The sequence below is a fragment of the Chitinophaga sp. S165 genome (assembly GCF_003182155.1).
GTDB lineage: Bacteria > Bacteroidota > Bacteroidia > Chitinophagales > Chitinophagaceae > Chitinophaga.
In genome coordinates this window covers 426,762-449,482 of record NZ_QGTG01000006.1, presented here as the reverse complement: position 1 = coordinate 449,482, position 22,721 = coordinate 426,762, and the positions used below count along the sequence as shown (strand labels likewise).

Annotated in this window: 16 protein-coding genes; 8 read left to right on the top strand and 8 right to left on the bottom strand. The window is 44.3% G+C overall.

Annotation, left to right across the window (positions count from 1 at the left end):
* Window positions 1-93: 93 nt before the first annotated feature.
* Both C7475_RS23155 and C7475_RS23150 read left to right on the top strand, forming a co-directional pair.
* Complete coding sequence (locus C7475_RS23155) at window positions 94-1,872, top strand: metallophosphoesterase (protein ID WP_110055779.1); 1,779 nt, start codon at window positions 94-96, stop codon at window positions 1,870-1,872.
* 362 nt (window positions 1,873-2,234) lie between these two features.
* On the top strand, window positions 2,235-3,245 hold the full coding sequence (locus C7475_RS23150; RefSeq protein ID WP_110055778.1) for a hypothetical protein: 1,011 nt from the start codon (window positions 2,235-2,237) through the stop codon (window positions 3,243-3,245).
* 207 nt (window positions 3,246-3,452) lie between these two features.
* On the opposite strand, the gene C7475_RS23145 is transcribed toward C7475_RS23150, so the two are convergent.
* A complete protein-coding gene (locus C7475_RS23145) occupies window positions 3,453-5,996 on the bottom strand; it encodes an FG-GAP-like repeat-containing protein (protein WP_110055777.1) in 2,544 nt (847 codons plus the stop codon).
* Window positions 5,997-6,232: 236 nt separating this feature from the next.
* Between C7475_RS23145 and C7475_RS23140 the strand changes: the two genes are divergently transcribed.
* Both C7475_RS23140 and C7475_RS23135 read left to right on the top strand, forming a co-directional pair.
* Complete coding sequence (locus C7475_RS23140) at window positions 6,233-6,499, top strand: hypothetical protein (protein ID WP_110055776.1); 267 nt, start codon at window positions 6,233-6,235, stop codon at window positions 6,497-6,499.
* A gap of 9 nt (window positions 6,500-6,508) precedes the next feature.
* Window positions 6,509-7,120 carry a class I SAM-dependent methyltransferase gene (locus C7475_RS23135; RefSeq protein ID WP_110055775.1) on the top strand — a complete coding sequence of 204 codons (612 nt, stop codon included), beginning with the start codon at window positions 6,509-6,511 and terminating at the stop codon, window positions 7,118-7,120.
* A 63-nt stretch (window positions 7,121-7,183) separates the two neighbouring features.
* Here the strand turns inward: C7475_RS23135 and C7475_RS23130 are convergent, their stop codons facing one another.
* The 4 genes from C7475_RS23130 to C7475_RS23115 all read right to left on the bottom strand — a co-directional run bounded on the left by C7475_RS23130 (window position 7,184) and on the right by C7475_RS23115 (window position 10,810).
* Window positions 7,184-7,927 (bottom strand): hypothetical protein, encoded by a 744-nt coding sequence (locus C7475_RS23130; protein WP_146217627.1) that lies wholly within the window; start codon window positions 7,925-7,927, stop codon window positions 7,184-7,186.
* 108 nt (window positions 7,928-8,035) lie between these two features.
* Window positions 8,036-9,058 (bottom strand): putative phage abortive infection protein, encoded by a 1,023-nt coding sequence (locus C7475_RS23125; RefSeq protein ID WP_110055773.1) that lies wholly within the window; start codon window positions 9,056-9,058, stop codon window positions 8,036-8,038.
* 181 nt (window positions 9,059-9,239) lie between these two features.
* Window positions 9,240-9,848, bottom strand: a complete 609-nt coding sequence (locus tag C7475_RS23120) for an SUKH-4 family immunity protein (RefSeq protein WP_110055772.1) — start codon at window positions 9,846-9,848, stop codon at window positions 9,240-9,242.
* Between the two features lie 77 nt (window positions 9,849-9,925).
* Window positions 9,926-10,810 carry a hypothetical protein gene (locus C7475_RS23115; RefSeq protein ID WP_146217626.1) on the bottom strand — a complete coding sequence of 295 codons (885 nt, stop codon included), beginning with the start codon at window positions 10,808-10,810 and terminating at the stop codon, window positions 9,926-9,928.
* A 100-nt stretch (window positions 10,811-10,910) separates the two neighbouring features.
* On the opposite strand from C7475_RS23115, the gene C7475_RS23110 reads away from it, so the two are divergent.
* On the top strand, window positions 10,911-11,639 hold the full coding sequence (locus C7475_RS23110) for a hypothetical protein (protein WP_110055770.1): 729 nt from the start codon (window positions 10,911-10,913) through the stop codon (window positions 11,637-11,639).
* Between the two features lie 526 nt (window positions 11,640-12,165).
* On the opposite strand, the gene C7475_RS23105 is transcribed toward C7475_RS23110, so the two are convergent.
* Window positions 12,166-12,729 (bottom strand): DUF1016 N-terminal domain-containing protein, encoded by a 564-nt coding sequence (locus C7475_RS23105; protein ID WP_110055769.1) that lies wholly within the window; start codon window positions 12,727-12,729, stop codon window positions 12,166-12,168.
* A gap of 322 nt (window positions 12,730-13,051) precedes the next feature.
* Window positions 13,052-16,018, bottom strand: a complete 2,967-nt coding sequence (locus C7475_RS23100) for a DUF5060 domain-containing protein (RefSeq protein WP_110055768.1) — start codon at window positions 16,016-16,018, stop codon at window positions 13,052-13,054.
* Between the two features lie 396 nt (window positions 16,019-16,414).
* On the opposite strand from C7475_RS23100, the gene C7475_RS23095 reads away from it, so the two are divergent.
* The 3 genes from C7475_RS23095 (at window position 16,415) to C7475_RS23085 (ending at window position 19,546) form a co-directional block, all read left to right on the top strand.
* Window positions 16,415-17,743: a hypothetical protein gene (locus C7475_RS23095; RefSeq protein WP_110055767.1), complete on the top strand. Its 1,329-nt coding sequence runs from the start codon at window positions 16,415-16,417 to the stop codon at window positions 17,741-17,743.
* Between the two features lie 311 nt (window positions 17,744-18,054).
* A complete protein-coding gene (locus C7475_RS23090; protein ID WP_110055766.1) occupies window positions 18,055-18,543 on the top strand; it encodes a cupin domain-containing protein in 489 nt (162 codons plus the stop codon).
* A 463-nt stretch (window positions 18,544-19,006) separates the two neighbouring features.
* Window positions 19,007-19,546, top strand: a complete 540-nt coding sequence (locus tag C7475_RS23085) for a hypothetical protein (protein ID WP_110055765.1) — start codon at window positions 19,007-19,009, stop codon at window positions 19,544-19,546.
* A 115-nt stretch (window positions 19,547-19,661) separates the two neighbouring features.
* Here the strand turns inward: C7475_RS23085 and C7475_RS23080 are convergent, their stop codons facing one another.
* Complete coding sequence (locus C7475_RS23080) at window positions 19,662-22,718, bottom strand: TonB-dependent receptor (RefSeq protein ID WP_110055764.1); 3,057 nt, start codon at window positions 22,716-22,718, stop codon at window positions 19,662-19,664.
* Window positions 22,719-22,721 lie beyond the last annotated feature (3 nt).

Sequence of the window (22,721 nt, the reverse complement as noted above, 5' to 3'; positions counted from 1 at the left end):
TTTAACTTCACTTATCTAAACACGTATATTCATTTGTGTTAACATTTCGGTAACATTGGTTTCTCAGTTTTACGTCTAAATTTTCTAAAAGTAATGAGACAGAAAGGACGTTCTTACCAAAAGCTTCTTACCCTTTTTTTAGGTGCTGGTGTATTGCTGACATGTGGCGCCGCATTTATGGCACCACAGGTAAATGACGACGAATTTTCTATTGTAGTACTTCCCGATACACAATATTATACGTCTGAAAAGCATGGTGGAAAAAAGGAAATGTTCTATGCGCAGACAGACTGGATCGTGAAGAACGCTGCAAAAGAGAAGATAGCATATGTCGTACATCTTGGTGATATTACTGATGATGGTGAAAAGTTCGCTGACCAATGGACAAATGCAGCCGAGGCAATGTATAGGCTGGATAAACCGCAACCAGGTTATCCGCAGGGAATTCCTTACGGCATGGCGGTGGGAAACCATGATCAGACGAAGAGTCAATATCCGTTAAGCGGGGTTACTGATTCCTATAACAAGTACTTTGGCATTTCTCATTTTAAGGATAAACCATGGTATGGGGGACATTACCTTAATAACAACGATAGCCATTATGATCTGTTCACTGCTGCCGGCGTGAAACTCATCGTGATCTACATGGAGTATGACTCTTATGATGAGGATATTGAGCCGCTGAATAAATGGACAGCACAGGTGCTGGAAAAATATGCTGATCGGAAAGCTATCCTCGTGAGCCACTCCTTTATTCACTTTAACAATACTGCCGGTACCAACGAGAAAGGCTTCCCTAAATTCAGTATGCAGGGACAACACCGCTTTGACAGGCTGAAAAGTTATCCTAACGTGATCATGACCTTATCCGGTCACGTAGGTGATAATGGAGAAGGTTACCGTCAGGATGGTTATGCGGGTAATATTATCAAGTCTTTCCTGTCGGATTACCAGAGCAGGCCTGATGGCGGTCATGGACTGATGCGCCTGATGACCTTCTCGAAATCCAAAGACCTGATCAGTGTACGTACCTTCTCCCCTTACACCGGAGAGGAAGAAACCGATGCTGACAGCAAATTTACCCTTCCGTGGATGCATCATACCAATGTTGCCCGTATCAATGACCTCAATAACGATGGTGTGACAGAGATCATGTTCTTTTCAAAAGGGCAATGGAAGATACAGGGACAGGCGGATATCAATTTCGGCGACGAAGGAGATATTCCTGCTCCGGCTGACTACAATGGCGATGGAAAGGCAGAATTAGCCTATTTCAGACCGTCTGACGGAAAGTTCTACCTGGAAGGTGGTAAATCAATAACCCTCGGCCATACCGGCGATATTCCTGTTTGCGGGGATTATGACGGTGATGGCTTTGCGGAAGTAGCAGTATATCGTCCTTCAGCTTTGACATGGTACTTCAATGGACTGGACAGCATTAAGTTCGGTCATAAAAATGGGATACCGGTTCCTGCGGACTATGATGGCGACGGCAAGCTGGATGTAGGTTTCTTCCGGACAGATAATTCGCTCTGGCAGACTACACTGGGGAATATTCCGCTTCAGGTGCAGCATGTTCCCGGAGATATGCCTGTACCAGCTGACTATGATGGCGATGGACGTGCGGAAATGGCGGTGTACAGACCTTCTACCGGAGAATGGATCATAGACAAAATGAAACAGCCTGTTAAACTTGGCGAGAAAGATGACCTACCAGTACCCGGCAATTATGATAAGAGTGGCAAGACATTGCCGGCAGTTTATCGCAATGGCAAGATCTATCTGCAAAATGGGAAGACATTAGAGGCAAATAAGGGAGCGGTAGCGGAACTGGTTAATCTTCCGATATGTAAAAAGTTTTATGGGAACTAAGCGCTTTTACTGCTACCAGGCATAAAAACAATAATCCGCGCTATGCAATGCCTCCAAAAGTGTCTTACTTCCGGAGGCATTGCACCAAAGCTGATCTATAGAACTTTGTGCAAGGAAGGAAGCCTGTTTGGTTCAAAAGTTACGAAGCGCCTCTGCCGTTCAAATAATTAGTATATTGCTACTGTTAACCAAATTGCCCTTACTTTAAACAAATCCTTATGCGAACCAAGAACAAACCCTTCCTGAAGGCATTTTGTGCCATTGCACTAGCCCTTTATTTTTGTGGGTGTCAAAAAAACACACAACCAACAATAATTGAGTCCTCTATCTCAGACGAAATACCCGATTGGGCGAAAAAAGAAATGCGAAAGCAAAAAGGTGGTTTCACCTATGTGGTCAATAAAAAATCGCCTGTTGTTTATCTGGACCAACAAGGCAATGAACGTAAGTTCGACGCTGGCCGTATAATGAATATTCCTTGCGACCAGGAAGAAGACGATTTCCTGAACAATGAGTTCACACATTTGTACCAATCTATCTGGTATGCCTGCGGAGAGGATTTTAAGGTAGTGGTTGAATATGAATTGTCCACTGCCTTTACGCCCGTGCTTACCAATCCTGCCAATCCATCACAGGTTAGCCGTGGCCGTTTCCGGATCATCGATACCAGTACCAACGCTACGCTCTATACTAACAGTAATATAACACCGGTCACTATTACACATGTAGGCCCTGATCCCAACAACGCGGATAAGCAATTGTATCGCATCAGCTATACGGTTACCGGTTTAACCGAGGCGCAAATGACCACAGGAGGCAGTTTCGAAAACAGGCCAATCATTTATAGTGATTGTCCGGATGTCATCACTACGGCTGGCTCCTGGCAGGGCGCCATTGCCGGAGCACCAGTAGATGCGTGCAGTAAAGTAGACCGTATTAGTATGGTACCCGGCGGTTTTGATCGGGTGGCATTTGTTGGCGGTTGCGATGAGCAGATCAGCACCGTAGGTAGTTGCTATCCACCAAGTCTTGCCAGTGGCCGTCCGCACGAGCATGATGTTGAGTGGCGTAAACCCGGCGATCCTACATACGGCAATTGGCCTGGCGCCTTGCCCAATGAATTAGCCTTTTTAACGATCAATTCATATAATCAGCGGATCGCGTGGCCTTATACGTCAGGACAGGCCTGTACAAGGTACCCCAATAAAAGAGAAAAGCTACAGTTCTTTACAGCCAGAGTTTATCAATTTCCAGTGTCGGGTACTATTGAGGTACGATATCGAAATGCGATGGTTACTACGTTTGGCAATAACTGTTCGGGCACTGCATGTACCAGCCCGGATTGGGTGTATCTTACGATCAATGTGCGGTGATGATCTGATTTTTTACCTGCCCGGAATAAACATATTATTACCGCAGAAGAGGTTATTCGCCTCCTTATCATCCATTTACCAGCTGCAATGGCCTGGCATAATAGAGGCACTCACACCAGACAAACAAAAACAGGTTATATAATAAGATAAAATTGAAAAGGGCGTCTCAAACTTATGAGACGCCCACGTTTTTATATAAATATTAAATTATAGTTTGACAAACCGGATAATCTTTGGCGCTCCGCTTTTCCGTTTTAACACCGCCATATAAAAACCTTTGTTCAATGCAGTTAGATTGATATTCAGACTGGTTTTCCCCACAACATTATAAATAACAGGAGTCTGCGAACCATCCATACTTCTTATCTCCATCGTTACCCATCCATCATTAATGTCAAGATCACTTACTGTCAGCTGATCCGTAACAGGATTGGGATATAATCTTCCGGGAGGTTCATCAGAAGGAGATGTACTTTCAGGTTTAGATACAATCACAGAAATGGTATCACTGACCGCCGTTATTGGACATCCGTTAATACTGTATCCTTCTATTTCTATAAAATATTTTTTTATACCAGCAACACTACTTGTATCACTAATAGTAAAAGTATGACTGGCTGAGTCGATATTACTCAAATACACATAAGGAGCATATGCAGCGCCGTTAGTACTCTGAAACAAGGTAAGCGACGACGTGGGGTAAACACTACTACTGATACGGATAGCAATGACAAACTGCTCATTCACACGTACACTGTCTTTAGCAGTGATAGTTACTACCGGTAATGTAACCCGATATACGTTCATAATGATAACGTTACTCGTATCATTCACGTGCTGAGAACAGGTGGCGGCACCATATACCACTGCGGAGATGCTGTCCCCATCTTCCAATGTGCCGCTAGTGTATTTTAGTCCAATACTATCCGTAGGCAAACCATTGATCAGCCATCGGAACGAAGGCGCATAACCAGCATCTTTATAGGTCGCGGAAAACGCTACGGTCGCACCCGGGCAGACATTGTTCATATCTGTACTGATCGTTATGTCCGGTATTCTCACGGTATCTATCATCAGTGTAAATACCTGCTCATGCTTATCATCTACCAGACAACGATACAGGTAGTTCTGATAAGATAGCGGTACGTTCCGGATGCTCAACCGTACGCTATTACTGCCTGTGTAAACACTATCATCCACGACAGGAACAAACCCTTGTCCCATATCAACCTGCCACTGATATATGTTTCCTGACAATGGAGACGTAAGGGCCGTATCTGTACCCATACATACATGTACATTTGTGTTTGGCTTAATATCATTTTTTAAAATGAAGATCCGGTCACCTGTCTGACAAGCCATCATTTCAGGTTTACCATCGCCATCCAGATCGCCGGTCAGATTCATATAATTATAGCCATAAAAGTTATTGCCGATCTGATATTTTACTGGTGTTGCGAACTGCACTTTATCGCTATCGCTGATATTTTTAAACACCGACATACTGCACTCGAAATAGTTATTGGTCACCAGGTCCTTTTTGCCATCTCCATCCATATCATTGGCTGACACCCAATCAACTGACTCCTCTGTTTTGAAATAAATAGGTGACGCAAAAGCTATTTTTCCCGGCACTGCGCTGTTCAGATGAACGGAAACGCTATTGTAATTTCTATTAGAGGTCAGCAGATCAGTTTTACCATCCTGATCTATGTCTGCACTGAACACATTAAAATCACTAGGTGTAGGACCTCTGTCCGTAATATCAATATTCAACGGATTACGGAACCAATAGCCGAAGTACTCGAAGTTTCTGAATACCTGGAGATATTTACCATATCCACATATAGCCATATCCTTTTTCCCGTCTCCATCATAATCGGCAAATGCCATATTCCATGGAATAATAGCTATATCATTATTGTAAATCGACCAAAGCTGAAAAGACATATGGCCGGGCGTACTATTGTTTTTAAACCGGTATACCTCTTGTAGGCTGCCGCTGCAAAGGAACAGATCGGCCTTCCCTGTATTGTCAACGTCTGATATAAATAAACTTGAGAATTCTGATTCGACCATCAGGGGTATATGAATGGTATCACTCAGATCATCACCGGTGTTGCGAAAAATAACTATATGATCACCAGGATAAGAAACAGAGGCGATATCCGTTTTGCCATCTCCATCCAGATCTGCTGTCCCAATGGAGGATACGTTATCCATTTTATAGACTTCCGGATCAGCAAAACTGATATTCCCAACAGTACTTGTATTACGTGCCAAAGCAAGTCCGTAGGGATCCCTGTACAACAGATCCAATTTACCATCATTGTTAATATCAGCTAATGCAGCAATGGAATTCCCTTTCACTTCTATCTTCGTTTCAAAAGAGGATGGTCTGAACCTTTGGTTGTTCACCGGAAAAGTAAGCGTGATCCTTACATCAGACCATGCGGTGAGATTATTAGCGGTAACCGATACAGGGTCGTTGCCAATACCTGCGGGGATCTTCACTTTTAGCTCCGTACTGCCTGCCGATATCACCTGCGCCTTTATATTCCCGATATAGACGATATTTTCATCAGTCGTAGGTGCGAAGTTATTGCCAGTAATGGTGATGGTGTCTCCCACCGCACCGGTAACCGGGAAAACAGATGATATAGATGTAGGAGACAGCTGCGCCCAAACAGGCAATGAGATAAAAATAAAGAGGATACACAGTAAATGCCTGCTCTTCAAGGATTGGTACATTGATATAGATATAAAGGTAAAGGGATGCTTTAAAATTGTCCAGCTTCAAAAAACACCCAAAGATAGAAGAAGAAAGTATTGCAAAAAATAATATTAAGGATCCGTCACTATCTATTTCAACATAAATGCCTGTCTGCCGGATAACAGATAGCTCAAAAACGTATGATAGTCAACGTTAGCAAAGGATAAATATATTGAAATTAAACTATATTTGTATACTTTTTTAGTATAAAAACATGATTGTAAAATCGTTAGAAACGGGGGATGTACATTTTGTTGCAGGCATGGATGAGGATAGCTATTTCATCTTCTTTGATTGTGGGAAGTATTCGCATCTGCAATGGTGGCTTAAAACTGATTATGAGATCGTCGATCCTACAGACAGTTATTATACACCGCCTGGTGAGTCTTTTCATTCATCGGAACAAGTAACACGATCAACGGTACAGATCTATCTAATCACGATCAGTCAGAAACAACCATCGAACTTCCTAATACGTTAACTTTGACCTATGCAATCAGATATTCAGCAACTTTACGGGAATATAGACATTTACCTGTTTGACCAACTGCTTAAAGGAACATATGGTAAATGTAAAAAAGTGCTAGACGCGGGCTGTGGAGGTGGACGCAACATCGTTTATTTCTTAAGAAACGGTTATGAAGTGTACGGTATTGACCCTAATCCCGATGCGATATCAGCAGTCAGGCAATTATCAGAGACACAGTCTCCTACTAATTCTAAAGAGAACTTTGTCGTTTCCTCTGCTGAAAACCTGCCTTTTGATGATAGCTATTTTGACCTGGTGATCAGCAGCGCAGTATTACACTTTGCTAAAAGTCCTGATCATTTCCATGATATGATCCACTCTATGTGGCGGGTGCTGAAACCTGGCGGGTATTTATTTGCGAGGCTGGCTTCGGATATCGGTATCGAAACGCTGGTACAAGATATGGGGAATGGCCGCTATCTTTTGCCCGATGGCAGCGAACGTTTTTTAGTTAACCAGCAATTACTGCTTCAATATACTGAAAGCCTTAACGCCCGGCTTCATGAACCTATAAAGACCACCAATGTGCAAAACCTGCGATGCATGACTACCTGGTGCTTGCAGAAGGTCTGAAAAGCATGTTTGATCCAAATGTGAGCAATACAAGGTTTAAACTTAATTCCATAAGGCGATAAATTAATAGCTTATCTTCTTATGAATGCTGCCATCTTCATTATAAAAGATAATCTCAGGTTCATCGTTCTCGTTAACGATCGTCTCCAGACGAATGCGTCCCTTCGTGTCGCGTACAAATATACCTGTACGCTGGCCTTGCTGTCCTGCAAACATCCTTGTATATCCGAAGTAACCGGCTGCTTTTAGATTATCTATAACCTTTTGCTGCTCCTCCGGGTCCTTTACATGACTGCGAATAGAATCGAGTGTTGCCATTGCCTTATCGACTGAAAAGTCAGGTCTTTCAAAGATCGTCAGTCCTTTGGTATGATTTCCATTTGCCCGCTGGATATAAGATAGTTGTACCACCTGGTCCTGCTTGTATTTGTCGTAGGTAATGCTCAACTCATTTTCTCCCTTATTATTTTCTCCCTGCCCGGAATAGATCAGCCCACCACATTCTTCTCCTTCTGTATTATAAAACATCAGTCCTGATTCACCTCCACCCTGTCGGGACATTTTCTTACCGTTATAGATTGCAGGAGGCAGATTGTCTTTATTGAACAGGGCAAGTTTGACGGTGCCATCCGGCTCTACTATTTCGATCTTTTCCGCCCGCAGATTTTTGATGATATCGTCCTGTGCGGCTTTTCGAAAGCCGTAGCCAATGAATGCGAGTATTAATACGGAGCTAACGATAGCGTACATCCGGAAAAAGTTCATCTGACGACGAAGTTGCATTATTTCATTATGCAGGTCTTGCATGGGTCCGTAGGTTTGGTGAAAAGTTGAAGTTAGTAAAAGCGCCAAAGTTCTGCAATTACTAATTAATACAGATCTCGCATAACCCTATCTTTAGCAGGTAAACTCATCCTATTGGAATGGCTCTTTAGGATTGATCCCATCATCTCCATCTTCATTATCTATACCATCCTTAATAACAGTATATAAACTGTAGAAATGTTCCAGGCTAGGGGCATCTCTGCGAAAATTTTTCAAAATATTATACTTTTTATCCAACCGCAGAAATTTTGGATAGCCGTAGCCTTCTATCATTAAATTAAACATGATAGCGAGCAGCTCGTTTTGCGATAACTGAGACCGTACAATGGTTGCATAATAAGGCCGGTGCTCATCAAGTATCAGCTTTGATTCGTCGATGTATTTAAAGATATGATACAGGCTCCTGAAGTAGTGGTTCAAAATTTCCTCAAATTCTTGATAGTAGATCCTTTGATAGTATTCAATCATGTGATCTCGGGCCTCTGCCACGGAGCTCACCGGATGTTTAAAAAAATTATCCGGATCGTTGGGATCGTCAGAAATCTCTATTTCGCATATTCGCTCTATAAATTCCTTTGTAATATTAAAAACTGCCCGACCATGCTCTTCAACGGCGGCCGGATCGTTCGGACGGTAGCTTACTTCTTTAAACTTCAATTGTAACACTGTTTGGTTGAACAGGTTCAGCAAGCTAAATAAAGAATATTCAAACTGTTGGATGTGGCTCTGAGCCAATTGCAAGTCAAATTCACGTTTCATTCGCACCTGCTCTTCCTGCGCTCCAACCAAATCCATCGCCTTCTCTTCTTCCGCTCTTATTAGATCCTTTTTATCTTTTGCCCTGGTATAGGTAAATTGGATGATCACCACTAAAAATCCAAGCGCTGTAGCTACAGAACCTAAGGCGTTGGCTATCTCCATCCAGGTATGAGATTTAGCCTCATCCGATGTTCCTGACTTAGTATTTGCGGATTCAGCTGACGTATGCACTGGTCGACTACTATCAGCTTCAATGGTTGGCTTTTTAGGATGTTGACTGGAGGCTTGGGCGCGCGTTATAGAATAAATCAGCAGTAACGGCAGAATACAAACGACAAATTGAGACAATCGCATTGATATTGATTTGGGATTTCTCTAAAATAAGTAATTTTTAAGCCTTTTATAGAAAGCTAACCATATATTATTTTAACCTACTAGTAATAATATTGGTTTCTAAAACATTCGGCTACAGGGCATAAAAAATGATAGAAGCTGTTGTAAGTCCAAAGAAGTGATCCGGGATCATAGATGCCGCCTATGATTGTTCACGAAGATATTCTTTCCGTAATGAGTATTTTATTTCAAGTTGGTCTTTCCAGAAACCATCTTCAGTTAACGCATCCGGATCAACAGTGTTCATCTTAGCTTTAAGTTCCTCAAACTGCTCATCTGTAAAATACCCATTACGGTGTTTCTCCTCTCCGTGTGCAGCAATCACAGCATGTTCAAAATCTCTATAGATAATTAAGAAATCTGCCAATGCCTCTATGGAAACATTAAAATAAGCAGGGGTGAAATGATCTTCGTGATCTAATTCGAAGATCTTATCTCCTTCAGTTGTCTTAATAGCAATAAGATCACCATCCCGGCAGGAGCCAATAACAACATATTTTCCCGGATCATTGCGGTCCCCATCTGTTTCGTCCGTTTCAAAAATATCGACTAAATTATTTATTCCATAAACTTCATCATCAGAATCTTCACTAAATGACAAATAAGGTGCCGCATATGCAGGAAGGCCTGCAAAGGCTAAAAAGATCCTGGTATCATCATGAAGATTAAAAGCGGCCAGACGATTCCCTGAGATCTGACGTAGAGGCTCGGCCGGAGCATTCCAATTTTTCTTAAATTCCTTTGGAGACATAATGTTTGTTTTGGAGTTATAAATTAAAAAATGGCACGTTAATCAGACTAAATAAAGCGCTAACTGTGGCTGCACAATCAATAATCAGAGATCTGATGCAGGCCTTTATTCTTAAGTTGTTCCAGGATATGAGGCGGCAGATCCGGACTGCTTAAAGGAAGATCAACAGAGAGCTTCTCAAAATCGCCTGCAGGTACGCGGTCAAATATTTCGTTCAGCGCTACCGGATCTTCACTGAAACTAACGCACGTGCTTACAAAATTCATCTGGTCCACACTGAAATCTTTTTGCTTCAGCTTACGGGTAGCATCTTTCACACGTCCAATAAAATGCCTCTGACGGATAAACGTAGTGCTGTTCATGATGATGAAAATGTAATCGGCATAGGCGGTGATCTTGCCGTAATACATATGATTATCCTTACCGCTGCGTTCGACGAGGTATTCATCTCCTGACTGATAGATCTCCAGGGCTGAACGCCTTACTCTTTCCTCTTTAGCGCCGGGGCCTGTGAGTGGCAAATTACTATTGTAGCAATACCAGCATCCCGTAAGGTGGTCCAGTAATGCGGTGTTGACCACTCCGAGTGGGATATTGATCTTGAGCTCATGGAAACTAAAAACTGTGGCGGCATTCCTGAGGAAGTCCATATAACTGTCATAGCCCAGTATTCCGGCTATGGTATTCATTTTCCCAAAGTTGGGGCTGCTAATGCCGGCCAATGCCTTTCCCGCCTTTGCAGCCTTCAGCCTTTTAATGATGAGGTGCTCATAAAAATAATTGTCACCCAGGAAAGCCGTCTCTTCCTCCAGCTGCTTACCTTTTTGCATTAACTTATTGAATTCGGCTGAAATGTAAAGCCATTCAGCCTTTGACACATCTTCCCAGCTGCTCTTTTTTATAAAATGGTGGGCAATGTAATTCATTAGCCGTTCGAGGTGCGCCAGCTCGTCTGTTGTCATAATACGATTTTAATACGAAAATAAGTCTCCAAACGATAATTCCAATACGTCCATCTCCGCGAACAAGGCGAGTTTTGTATTAACATGAAAACAAACTATTATGAATCAAACAACAGCATTTACGAGGGAAGAACAGGAATTGCTATGGCAAAGGATCGAATCCTTTCCATTTGATGCACCTGATTCCCGGCTCCCGTTTTCGCGTAGGCTTGCACGGGAGAACAAATGGGACTACAATTTTGGATTGAAAGCCATAGAAGAATACCGGAAGTTTATCTTCCTCTGTTGCATCTCGCCACAGGGAGCATCTCCTTCCAAAGTGATCGATGAGGTATGGCATCTTCACCTGATCTACACACAAAGCTACTGGGAAGAATTTTGCGGAAAAACGTTGAACCGCAATATCCATCACCATCCTTCAGCAGGCGGACCACAGGAAAGGGACAAACATGAAAACTGGCGGATAGATACGCTAGATCTTTACCGCAATACTTTTAACACAGAACCACCGTCTGAATTCTGGGACGACAAACATTCCTCCAATAACTTTCTCTTCCGGTTCTTAAAAAGAATAACCCTCCTTCCTCTCCTACTGACACTCATCTTTCTTACTTCCTGCAATGAAAAGTCTGGCGTAATTCCTATTGTTATCATAGGTTTTATAATAGTCATCTCATTAGTCATAGGTGGTTCAGGAGTAAATAAAACCGGAGAGAAAAGAAAAAATAATGAGAACGACAGTGGTAGTTGCGGAAGTGGTGGTGGAAGCAGTTGCAGCAGTGGATGCGGTGGCGGGTGTGGAGGCGGATGCGGAGGATGTGGTAGTTAAATCAAAAACAAACTTATGATTCAAAGAAATACAGCACCAATAAATAAAGCAGGTTACCTGCTGACCATAGCTGGCTATCTCCTATTACCCTGTTTGTATGGCGGCTTATTCCTGGCCAGCTGGTTCCCATATCAATTAACTGGCAAACAGTTTCTTACCTGGTACATTGTTCATATTGTAAGTGGTCAGTTGCTCCTGTATCTTGCCGGCAGATATAGATTTGTCAAGGCAGATAAGTTGTCATTGATCTTCTTATGTATAACCGCACTAACATCCGTAAGCCGGATGTGCCAGGGTCTTTATCATCATAAACCCATCCTATATTTGTGTATGCTAACCGCGCTTAATGTTCTACTACTACTTTTATGGCGCTTTGGTTCTATTACCAGGCAATAAAGCGGAAGTGCAAGAGAGGATCCTTCCATTTTATTTGCATTAAGTAAAAAGGGGCTTATGATCTTTGAAAATATCACTTTTCTGTGAATCATGGTAAGATGACCGGCTCGGCGTGTATGCCAACTAGTGTTCATCGATCAGGCCCTTCTCCATATTCCTCTAAGTGATATGGGTCTTTTATACTTTCTACTGCCAAATCGGATTGAGGTTTGGGAAGCGTTGTTTTAAAATTATGATCAGCCTTTCCCAACCTTAAATGGTAGTTACTTTTTATATTTGCTTCCAAGGTATCACGCGACCAACCATTTTTATGAGTGGCACCTGCATAAATAATGGCTATGTCTATATCTTTCACTTTGGAAATCAATACCCTTTGATATGACCAAGGCAATTGTGCCACAGGCTGTGGCACAAATTCAAACTGTTGGGAAAAGAACAGGTACCATTGCCGTATTGTATATAAATTCCTACGGGAGAATCCATTTATTTGAGGGAAAGTTGCTTTTAAGTCCGTTGATAGTTGTTGTAGAAAATTATCGCCCCATTTAAACTCGGACTGCCTTGTCACGATTTCTTTCCCTAAATCCCAGTAAAGTTCAATCAGAATAGTATTGAAGTTATTAGAGGCCCGCAACTGTGCCTGCTGAACTTTATATTTAATTTGTGAAAACCATTCTTTATATATCTTATCCATAAACTATTCACGGACTATTTGAATAAATAAATATTTTCAAAAATAGTTTTATGCTGACGTTGGGAGGTTAATTCGTTGTTAATACCTAGAAATATTTCATACTAAATATATGTCAACTAATAACTTTATAATCATAGAGATTATTTAATTTGAAAGGCCTCAATACCAAGCAATAAAGCGTAGAGGCCGGAGAAAATACTTTCCGGCCTTTACGCTTTTCCAGCTCTTGCAGGTTCGTCTGAACCTGCATTTAAGTACACATTTATAACATCTTTTCTCAGGTTCAGTTCAACAGGCATTTCCGTACCAGTTGATATCGTTACTACAAAACGTCGAAGACGAGTGAACCAGTAAGATACCAGTCGCCCCCCCGGTTATCGATCTTAATGTTATGCGTACCCGCAGTAAGGGTAGTTACATATGATAGATCAGGGAATGCTATCTGATCGGTGACAAGCACGTCATCTACATAGATGCTTACCCGCGCACCGTTTTGTGAAACGGTATCTCCTATCGTCAGCTTAAAGTATCCGTTCTGCGGAAGGTTAACATTGATGGTGGCAGGATTGTAGGCCTCCGGATGCGCAGGTTCGCCATAGACATACATGGCAAGGTTGAAAGCATCTGGTGTCAATGTGCCATTGGCATCAAGTGTAAAGGCGTTTACCGGTGCCTTGTTTCCCCAGGGATAGCCAGGTACAACGGTCCTGGCGCCAGCAGTCTGTGTAGGTACCGGAACATCCGCAGTAAGCGATGGTACGAATGCATAATGATCTACCTGCATCCAGTCTCCTCCGGAATTATCAACTTTGATCTCGTGTATACCCGGTGTGATGACAACTGAATAGGATGTATCAATAAAGGCTGGCTGGTCAAGCACCAGCATACCATCTATGTACACTGTTACCTGCGGGAAGCCGGCTGATATGGTAGCGGCGGTATGTATCTCAAAATACCCGGCCTGTGCGTAATTGACCGTGAAGGTTGGCGGATTACGATATTGTGTATTAGCCAGACTTCCATAGATGAACATGCCCAGGTGCGAGGCATCTGGTGTTATGCCGGTGTTATCAACGCTGAAAGTAGCAGCTGTTGGTGCTGCCCAGCCTTGTGCAGGGATCACTGATACGGTTGTAGTGAGCGCGTTAGGCGTGCTGTTGCCCCGGGTAGCAGTAAATGCAAGATCCCATGAGATCTCCGGCAGCACGAACGTAAGGATGCCACTAACCGCATTAGCTGTAAACGTTGTGACAGGCTGCGCCGGGGTGGTCACTGCGGCAGGTGCACAATCGTAGAAATTGACAGTATAGCTGCCGTCGTTCATACCAGGTATGCTGATCACCGCTCCGGCGGCAACGGATGGTGGCGGCGTATTGTTATTATCGAGGAAATATTGATGGTTGTAACGCCTGTTTAGTATGTAGCCAGCTGTCTGCGTACTATCAGCACTCTTAAGGGTATAGAGGTTGTAAGGCCCTACCGCATTAAGGAACTTGTATTGTGCTATCAGTATCCAGTCATCTCCGCGGTTATCCACCTTGATGGTATGTTGTCCTGCACTCACCGATACCTGGTACGATGTGTTTGTCTGCGCTACCTGATCGAGTACGAGTACGTCGTCCACATAGATATTGATACGGGCACCAGCGTTGCTGATCTCGTTCGCTGTTACTACCACGAAGCTACCGCTCTGGAGATAATTCACGTGGAAGGTGGGTGGCCTGCGCAGGTCCATATTGCCGTTGATGCCCCAGATGAATTGAGACAGACGGCTTAACCCAGGCGTCAGTTCACCTTCATTGTCTAATGTGAAATCAAATACGGGTGCGGGATCATCGGGGTCTACAGGCCATACCTCTTCAGGAATGATAGTCAGATCGACAGGAGCAGTGTTTGAGTAAGTGGGAAATGCTTTCTGGTAGTTGCCGCTCACGAAGGGGACCACATCTTTAAATGCTGCCAGCCGTGAGAAATGAGGATAAAGGTTTTGCTCATCTACCCAATGTTCCCACCACGGTGCAGCGCTGCCCATAGCGCCGCTTAGCAGAGTACCCCACATTACATTGTGCATACTGATACCATTGGGGTCAACATTTACTGCCTGATCAGCGTAGACGATCATACCAAACTCGCCATCGTATACAGGTTTTGAGTAGGTATTCAGACGTTGTTGATTGAGGTTCGCCAGCAGACGAGGCATGCGTGGGTCTTGCTTATATTTGTGTACCTGTGTGAAATCTATGTCAGGGCAGCTCCAGGTACCGTCTGCGTAAATCTCATTGCCAAACGATGTGGTGACGAGATGATAAGGATCTATTGATTTCAGGTAAGCGGCCATTTCAACATGCCATTGATCGATAACAGCTGAATTATCATAGGGAACGTGCTCGACTTCACCTTTGTAGTAGTTGGTGTTATCTACTTCGTTGAAGAATTCCCAGCTGTGCAGACTGCCTGCATATCCCCATCTTGCAACGAGATAACGTAAGCGGTTTTTAAAGATCGCTTTTGCGGTGCTGTCAGAAAAAAATGATAGCGGTGTAGCACAGGGACCACCTTGCGCGGTGTTGTAAGGGTTATCCTCCCATTCATCACCTACTACAAACTGGTTGTGGTAATTAATGGCAAGCATGATGGCATAACCGTTTGTTTGTCCGCGGGCAAGCAGGTAATCCAGTTCTTTCGCTGCGCTTTGTTTATACTGTTTCAGCTTATTGAATCCGTTCACGTTCTCTGTGTTCGTCCATTCCAGTGCAACTCCCCAGGTGGCCATCCATATACGGATGAAATTGACGCCTGTCGGCTCCAGCTTACTGAGTTCCTGATTATAGAATGTAATAACATCAGTATTCGGGTACGCGAGGTTTTCACCCACAGGAATGTACTGAGTACCATTGTCCCATTGCAGGTAGCTGGTGTTAGTCTTACGGATGTAGCCCTTGCCGGTTGCAGAAATGCCTGAACAGGTGAAGGAATAAGGACCGCTTGTTGTTGCTGCACCGCCCTGCAGGCTGCCTGAGAGTACATAGGTCCACTGGCCCTGTTCATCTGGCGTAAAGCGCAGATGGAAGCATTTGTCGTAAGGAACGTTAATGCTGGCATCTTCCATCCAGAAAGCGTCTACAGTGCGTTGAACGCCGGTAGGTGAAGTGAAAACGGCCTGAATGGAGATGTCGGCATAGTCGTATGGATTAGTGTAGGTAGCGTCGAGGTCTATCATTGCCTCATACATGTCCCATTTAGCCACAGTTGGCAAGGAAGGGGTAACTCCGTTGAAGGTAATTTGCATAGTGAATGATTAATTAGTGAAACTTGAGGTTTTTCTATGGTTACAGAAGTGCCTGAGTACAGAAAGGTTAAATGGAGGGTTATATAAATCGGAATTGGTTAACGAACAATGAACAGTATGAAGATAGAAAGTTGCCACGCAGCCTTTCTGCGTACACGTCACCTGTGGCAATCGGCAGATAGCGGTCCGGCTTTATTCCATAGAACAACCATTGATGTGATGATATATCCTTTTTTTTTTATGAGCATGTATTAAAGAACGGGAGCTGTTGCTTTTCATACATAAAAATAACAGGTTCCCGGAGCGATATTTATTCTCCCCAAAAGGAGAGGGTTATATTTTAACTTCTGAATTAAATGCAGTAAATTATGGTAGTGTAAACTCATACATTATCCCATGCCACTGACCCAAAAAGCAAACACGCCTATTCCTTCAATTGTCAGCCCCGCCGCAAATAGTCATGGCGCTGGTATTTCGCTCCCCGCAGTAACGAATCTCCACCTGATGGAACAGACAGCACCTTTGCAGAGAAAGTTCCCCTCTACGCAACGGGCAACACAGCAGACGCCTTTAACAGAGGTATCGCAGCCGTTTACGCTGCGGAAGTCCGATACGGGGCAAACATTTCCGGTACAGGAAAAAGCGGCCTTCCGTTTACAACCTGTGTCTGTATCAACTGCAGATACAGGAGCACCGGTGCAGCGGGTGCGGATCAAGTTGACCCAGGATGATGCACCGCTGATGGACAAGCTACGGGAAGTGCCTGTTGCCAATGCAGGCGCACAAGTTGCCGAAAACCCCAACAACCTGGGTAGTCTGGCCCCTATTGGTGCGAGTGAGGACATTATTTTTGAAGGGCACGGCACCGGGTATTTCGGAGTAAGCGGACAAGGATGGTATAAACCATCAGCACTGGCGGATTTCGCAAATAAAGTTCCAAAACCAGAGGACTGGAACGGAAGCATTGTGCTGATGGGATGTCAGACCGGGGCCATTACAGAATCTGTCTCAAAGGAATATTTTAAACTGACCAATAAAACCGTTAGGGCCATCGGGACGGAAAAGAGCATACGGGTGGGGCATCATGCTGATCAGAGCCGTTTCATTGGTTCTGACTGGGAAGAATATCCTGAAAGTCAGCGGCCCCAAGACCTCGCTTTTGTGCGGGCCATTCAGCAGGTGTATGAAGAATTCCATGCAGCCGCATTGCAATTATTAGGTATTATAGACGCCTTTAACGACACCTATTTACCGATGGACCCCAAAGCGGCGCAAGACGATATCGGGCAGAAGGTTAAAGACCTTGATGCAAAAGCAGAGCGTCTGGTAACGATAGATGAGGATTATCCGGAAAGTAAGCGGGCTGGCGTTTCTTATAAAGAACATGAACGCGCGCAGATGGTTGCTTATTTTACCGATGTCTCCCTGATGCTACAGGACGGAGAAGCTGCCTTCCGATCCCAGAAAAAGTCGTCTGCCGCCAGTTCCAACTCTTATGATAATGTCGTTCTGAAATCCCTGTTAGCCGATATGAAGAAATTAGAGGCGGCAAATGGAAATATCTGGCCCGATGTTTCCATGTACCTGCAAGGGCTAACCCTGAAGGAGGTCGACCTGTCCGATCCCCGCCAGTCCGTGCATGCTTCCATGCGCAGAACCGCCACCAGTTTCTGGGGTGATACGTGGAAAGATATGGAAAAGGAGTCGAAGGTGATCCATCTGTAAAAGCAGCACTTATATTTTTCTTGCCTGTCCCTCATGATCTATGTACCTGATAAATTTCAGGTAAACTACCATAGCATGCATGTCATTATTTAGCTCTGCCCATAATTATTTTTCTGTTTCAATTTTTGTAACCCTTTTGCAGATATCCGGAATGACTGGTAAATGGATACGAGCAAAATGGAATGTGATGTAGGTCACGCACCCATCTGCAAAATGGTGCGGAAATTTGTTGTGTGTTCGATACATAGCAAGTCAAAAATTGAAATCATGACCCAGAAAGCAATATTGGCTGGGTAAGAAAAAATATCATCATGAAAAAAACAAACTACCTGTTGCTTGTAATATGCTTCGTTGCTTTTCTACCAGCAACCAAAGTAAAAGCCCAGGGCTTGGCGAATGATAAGTTAGGTGAAATATACCAGGAGAACATCAAATGGTCGTCATTCCCGGCGTTCCCTCCAGGCGCACAAATTGCTGTATTGGTGGGTGATCCTAAAAAAGCCGGGCCTTATATGGCGAGGGTGCATGTTCCCGCAGGCACGGTGCTTATGCCACATACGCACCCTGAGAATCGTGTTTATACTGTGATATCAGGGGTATTCTACATTGGCATAGGTAGTGAATTTGATACTACAAAATTAAAGGCATACCCTCCGGGAAGTGTTTTTGTCCTTCCGGGTAATACTCCTCATTTCCACTGGGCTAAATCCGGTGATTATACAACCCAGGTTACTGGGTATGGGCCATTGGGATTAAACTATATAGACCCGGGGGATGATCCGAGGAATAAGAAGAAGTAGGCGGGTCGGAAAGTTATCTGAAAATGAGAAAACGCTGAATACAGATAAAGGGGGTGAAATATAACCGGATATTCTTCCGATAGGAAAAAAATAAATAGCAGATAAGATCTGTGGGGAAATATTTATAAATCGGGCAGTAAACGGCTCTGAATATAGCTTAAAGTTAGTTTAGGGGCCGGTCCGGAAGTCAATGAGGCTTTCAGACCGGCCCTGGTTTTTACATATTATTGGTTCAGACACCTTCAGTATCGTTAATCCTTCTACAGTGTTCAGATAGGCTTTCTATCGGCTTAATATAAGCTTACTACAATGTCACCAAAAGGGTATTTAAAGGTCATTTATATATCGAATCGATATTGAAGTGACCTTTTAGTGATCTTTTAATGACATTTTAGTAAGCTTTTACGTACCTTAGAAAACAGATATAGTAACCTTGTAATTATAACCTCAAAACGACCTTTTTATGGCCATTGTTAAAGACAATATCCTCATGCAACTTGTACGGGGAACCCTCGGCAAGCAAATCACCATCTACGAAAGGAATGGGCAGATCATTATGGCGAAGAAACGCGGCCCTTCAAAGAAAAAGCCTACACAAAAGCAGCTGGAGGCAAGGCATAAGATGACCGTCGCTTCAATGCGTGCGCAGATAATGCTGGAAGATCCACAGATCAAGGCTTATTATCAGTCGCTGGCAGGACCGGGACAAAACGCCTATAATATAGCGGTGAAGGATGCTTACCGCAGTCCTGAAGTTCAAAATATCAGGTTAGAAAAAGAGGAAGTGGTAGTGACTGCCCAAAATGAGTTCCGGGTAGCAGAAGTGGAGGTAAAGATAGTAGACACTGAGGGTATTATTACAGAAAGCGGACGGGCATTTTTGGGCCGGAATGGAGTAGATTGGTATTATAAAGCCACTGCGCTGCCTGCAGGCGGTAAAGTCATCGTGGTAGCGAAAAATTTGCCGGGCAATCGAACAATAAAGGAATTGTTGCTTACATAAAAACGTCTTCACTGTTTACGAATGGCTTCTTTTATCTTCCCTGTCACTGTACAATACAGAAACAGGGAAGACAATAAATTTCAACAATTGAGTCAGATCCAGGTGGTATAATCAACTATTTCAACCCGATCTGAATACCCAAATTCACTACACGCTGATTAATATAAGCATCCCCTGCTGAGTTGCTTGACACTTCCGGGTCCTGTTGATACTTATCATAGTTCGTCCAGGTTAAGAGATTATACGCACTTAAGTAGATACGAGCATTGTTAAGTCTCTGTCCTAACCAGCGACTAGGCAACTGATAACCCAGATCTATCGTTTTGAGACGAACGTAACGGGCGTCTATCAACCAGAAGTCGGACATATAAGTACGGGCGCTATTGACGGTAGTCGGGTTGCTGGTAAGACGTGGGAATTGTGCGTTGTCCGCATTCTCAGGCGTCCACCTTTCCTGGTGTATAGGCTGGAACTGGCTCTGGAAAGTTTCGATGCCCGTGCCTACCACACTGAAGCTGTAGCCGAAAGAACCCTGGAACAGGACATTAATACTAAAGCCTTTATAGTTAGCTCCCAACGTGAGGCCGAGTACTGTATTGGCGAGATTAGGACGGCCAATAGGGCCACGGTCGTTGTTGTCGATCACACCATCGCCGTTGATGTCCCTATATTTGAGATCACCGGCCTGGATAGGATACTCGCTGAGAGGAACTGCTGGCTTGTCGTGGGTATTGTCCTGGATTTTCCGGACGTCTTCAGGTGTGTAATAACCGATGAAGGTGTATCCGAAAGGCTGGTCAATTGGCAGGCCTGTTTCACGGAGCCAGGGATAAGCTGGCTGCGCTTCATCCCTGAAGAGGACTTTGTTCTTGAAGTATTGGAATACGAGACTTGTGTTGAAGTTTACACGCTGGATGTTACCGCGATAGTTGATCTGGCCGTCGAAACCTTTGTTGCTCGTCTTGGCGACGTTGGTCGGGCTGTAACCGATACCTATCATCGTTGGTACGGAACCTTTGCGTACTAACTGGTCGTAGCGAATATCATGGAAATAATCTACAGTGATAGACAACTTATCTTTGAAGAGGTTCATGTCAATACCGACATCCGCTTTACGGGCTTTCTCCCAGGATACGTCCATGTTACCAAGCTCCCCTTCATAGATAGATGATTGTTGCGTTTCGTTCTCTCCGAAGGAATAGTTGCCGCCATAGAAATACTCCTGGCGATAGAGATAACGGTTACCTGATGTAACGTCAGATCCTACGATACCGTAAGAGCCACGGATCTTTAATAAGCTGATGGAACGCTTGCGACTGGCGAAGAAAGGTTCCTGGGAGATGTTCCAACCCACTCCCACTGCCGGGAAAAAGCCATTCCTTTTCTTAGCCTGGAAACGGTCGGAGCCATTGTAAGCACCGTTGAAATCCAGGAGGTACTTTTGTTTGTAGTTATAACCTGCCTTGAATGAAAGGCCGCGGAAGTTATTAGGGATGTCAGATTTAAAAGCATAGCTCTGCCTGTTGTATAATACTAATCCGTTGAAGGCGTGTGCTCCAAAGGTGTGATCATAACTGAGGAAAGCCTGGCTGTTGATGTTCCGGCTGTATAGATCAGTGTTGCCAGTTACACGGTATGCCTGTAAACGGTAGTTACCACGTGGGTCCAGGGTATAAGAACCATCCGCAGGATTATAGTGATAGGATGGCGGCTCCTCGGGACGGAACAGGTTCCTCGAATATTGCTCGATGCCTGCGTAAGCTACTCGCGCTGTGAATGAGAGCCCTTTTGCAAGCATATCCAGCTGCTGCGTAGCGCCGAACAATGCGTTGAAGTCTGTCCGTTTGCTACGGGTATAACCACCGTTAGCCAAACGAGCATTGATCGTAGGCAGCTTGTCTTTGGTATCTGCGGCGAAGGCGTAGCTGCCGTCAGGGTTCATCAGTGGCGCTGAGTATGGGTGTATCTTTTCAAAGTTATATACTTCAGATACGACGTTCGCATCGTGAGGTTCGTTGATATCACCGAAACGGGCCGTGAGATCGAGACGGAGGGTCAGCGTTTTGTTTGCCCGCATATCGAGGTTGGACCGGAAGTTATAACGGCGGAAGAAATAGTTTGTATTCACTTCGTTGCGGGGATCGGAAAAGTCTTTTACGAGACCGTTCTGAGTAAGAAATCCTCCGGAGATGAAATACTTCACAGCTTCCGTACCGCCTGATATGTCGATGTTCGTATTAGCTTGTTGAGCGAATTTTTTAAATACCGTTTCATACCAATTAATGTTTGGATGCCCGTAAGGGTCTTTACCATTCCGGAACAACTCCAGATCATCCGCCGTAAATAAAGGCGTTATTCCGTCGTTTTTATAGGCTTCATTTACCAATGTGGCAGTTTGGTAGGCATCCAGCAGTCTAGGCGTTTTTACGGGCGCCTGAAGGCCAGATTCGGCACGTACGTTCACCTGTGGTCTGCCGCTTTTACCGCGACGGGTTGCCACTACCAGTACACCATTTGCACCTTTGATACCGTATATAGCAGTCGTAGAAGCATCCTTCAGGATAGAAATGCTCTCAATCTCGTTAACGTTGATCTGCTGTAGCTGGTCGTAGGAGTATTCAATATCATCCACAATGATCAGCGGCTTGTTACCTTCGCTGTTCAGCGAGCTGACGCCACGGATAAAGAAATCCGAAGCATCCCTTCCCGGCTGACCAGAACGCTGCTGCGATACAAAACCGGGCAGTTTACCCATCAGGGTGTTCTGTACGTTCGCGGTAGGTACGTTCCTGATCTCCGATCCGGTAATACCGCTTACGGCACCCGTATTCGTGATACGTTTAACCTGGTTAAAGCCGACGACCACTACTTCATCAAGACCCTGTGTAGAAGGCTGCAGGACTACATCGATAGATGACTGACCAGCGATGTTGATCTCCTGTCCGGTGAAGCCCATCAGTTTTACGTTCACCACGTTAGAGCGTCCTTTCAGTGTGAGCTTAAACCTGCCGTCTGCATCGGTGATCACACCGTTAGTAGGTACGCCCTTCTCCGAAACAGCCGCTCCGGGGAGTACGCCGTTCAGGTCCTTCACCGTACCTGTTATGCTTTTCTGCTGTGCCATCAATGGCAGGAACATGGCTGACAGCAAGAACATCAGAATATATTTCATTTT

Excerpts from the sequence above, each read along its gene's own strand:
- C7475_RS23155 (WP_110055779.1), top strand. The coding sequence starts at position 94 with ATGAGACAGAAAGGACGTTCTTACCAAAAGCTTCTTACCCTTTTTTTA.
- C7475_RS23150 (WP_110055778.1), top strand. The coding sequence starts at position 2,235 with ATGCGAAAGCAAAAAGGTGGTTTCACCTATGTGGTCAATAAAAAATCG.
- C7475_RS23145 (WP_110055777.1), bottom strand. The coding sequence starts at position 5,996 with ATGTACCAATCCTTGAAGAGCAGGCATTTACTGTGTATCCTCTTTATT.
- C7475_RS23140 (WP_110055776.1), top strand. The coding sequence starts at position 6,233 with ATGATTGTAAAATCGTTAGAAACGGGGGATGTACATTTTGTTGCAGGC.
- C7475_RS23135 (WP_110055775.1), top strand. The coding sequence starts at position 6,509 with ATGCAATCAGATATTCAGCAACTTTACGGGAATATAGACATTTACCTG.
- C7475_RS23130 (WP_146217627.1), bottom strand. The coding sequence starts at position 7,927 with ATGCAAGACCTGCATAATGAAATAATGCAACTTCGTCGTCAGATGAAC.
- C7475_RS23125 (WP_110055773.1), bottom strand. The coding sequence starts at position 9,058 with ATGCGATTGTCTCAATTTGTCGTTTGTATTCTGCCGTTACTGCTGATT.
- C7475_RS23120 (WP_110055772.1), bottom strand. The coding sequence starts at position 9,848 with ATGTCTCCAAAGGAATTTAAGAAAAATTGGAATGCTCCGGCCGAGCCT.
- C7475_RS23115 (WP_146217626.1), bottom strand. The coding sequence starts at position 10,810 with ATGACAACAGACGAGCTGGCGCACCTCGAACGGCTAATGAATTACATT.
- C7475_RS23110 (WP_110055770.1), top strand. The coding sequence starts at position 10,911 with ATGAATCAAACAACAGCATTTACGAGGGAAGAACAGGAATTGCTATGG.
- C7475_RS23105 (WP_110055769.1), bottom strand. The coding sequence starts at position 12,729 with ATGGATAAGATATATAAAGAATGGTTTTCACAAATTAAATATAAAGTT.
- C7475_RS23100 (WP_110055768.1), bottom strand. The coding sequence starts at position 16,018 with ATGCAAATTACCTTCAACGGAGTTACCCCTTCCTTGCCAACTGTGGCT.
- C7475_RS23095 (WP_110055767.1), top strand. The coding sequence starts at position 16,415 with ATGCCACTGACCCAAAAAGCAAACACGCCTATTCCTTCAATTGTCAGC.
- C7475_RS23090 (WP_110055766.1), top strand. The coding sequence starts at position 18,055 with ATGAAAAAAACAAACTACCTGTTGCTTGTAATATGCTTCGTTGCTTTT.
- C7475_RS23085 (WP_110055765.1), top strand. The coding sequence starts at position 19,007 with ATGGCCATTGTTAAAGACAATATCCTCATGCAACTTGTACGGGGAACC.
- C7475_RS23080 (WP_110055764.1), bottom strand. The coding sequence starts at position 22,718 with ATGAAATATATTCTGATGTTCTTGCTGTCAGCCATGTTCCTGCCATTG.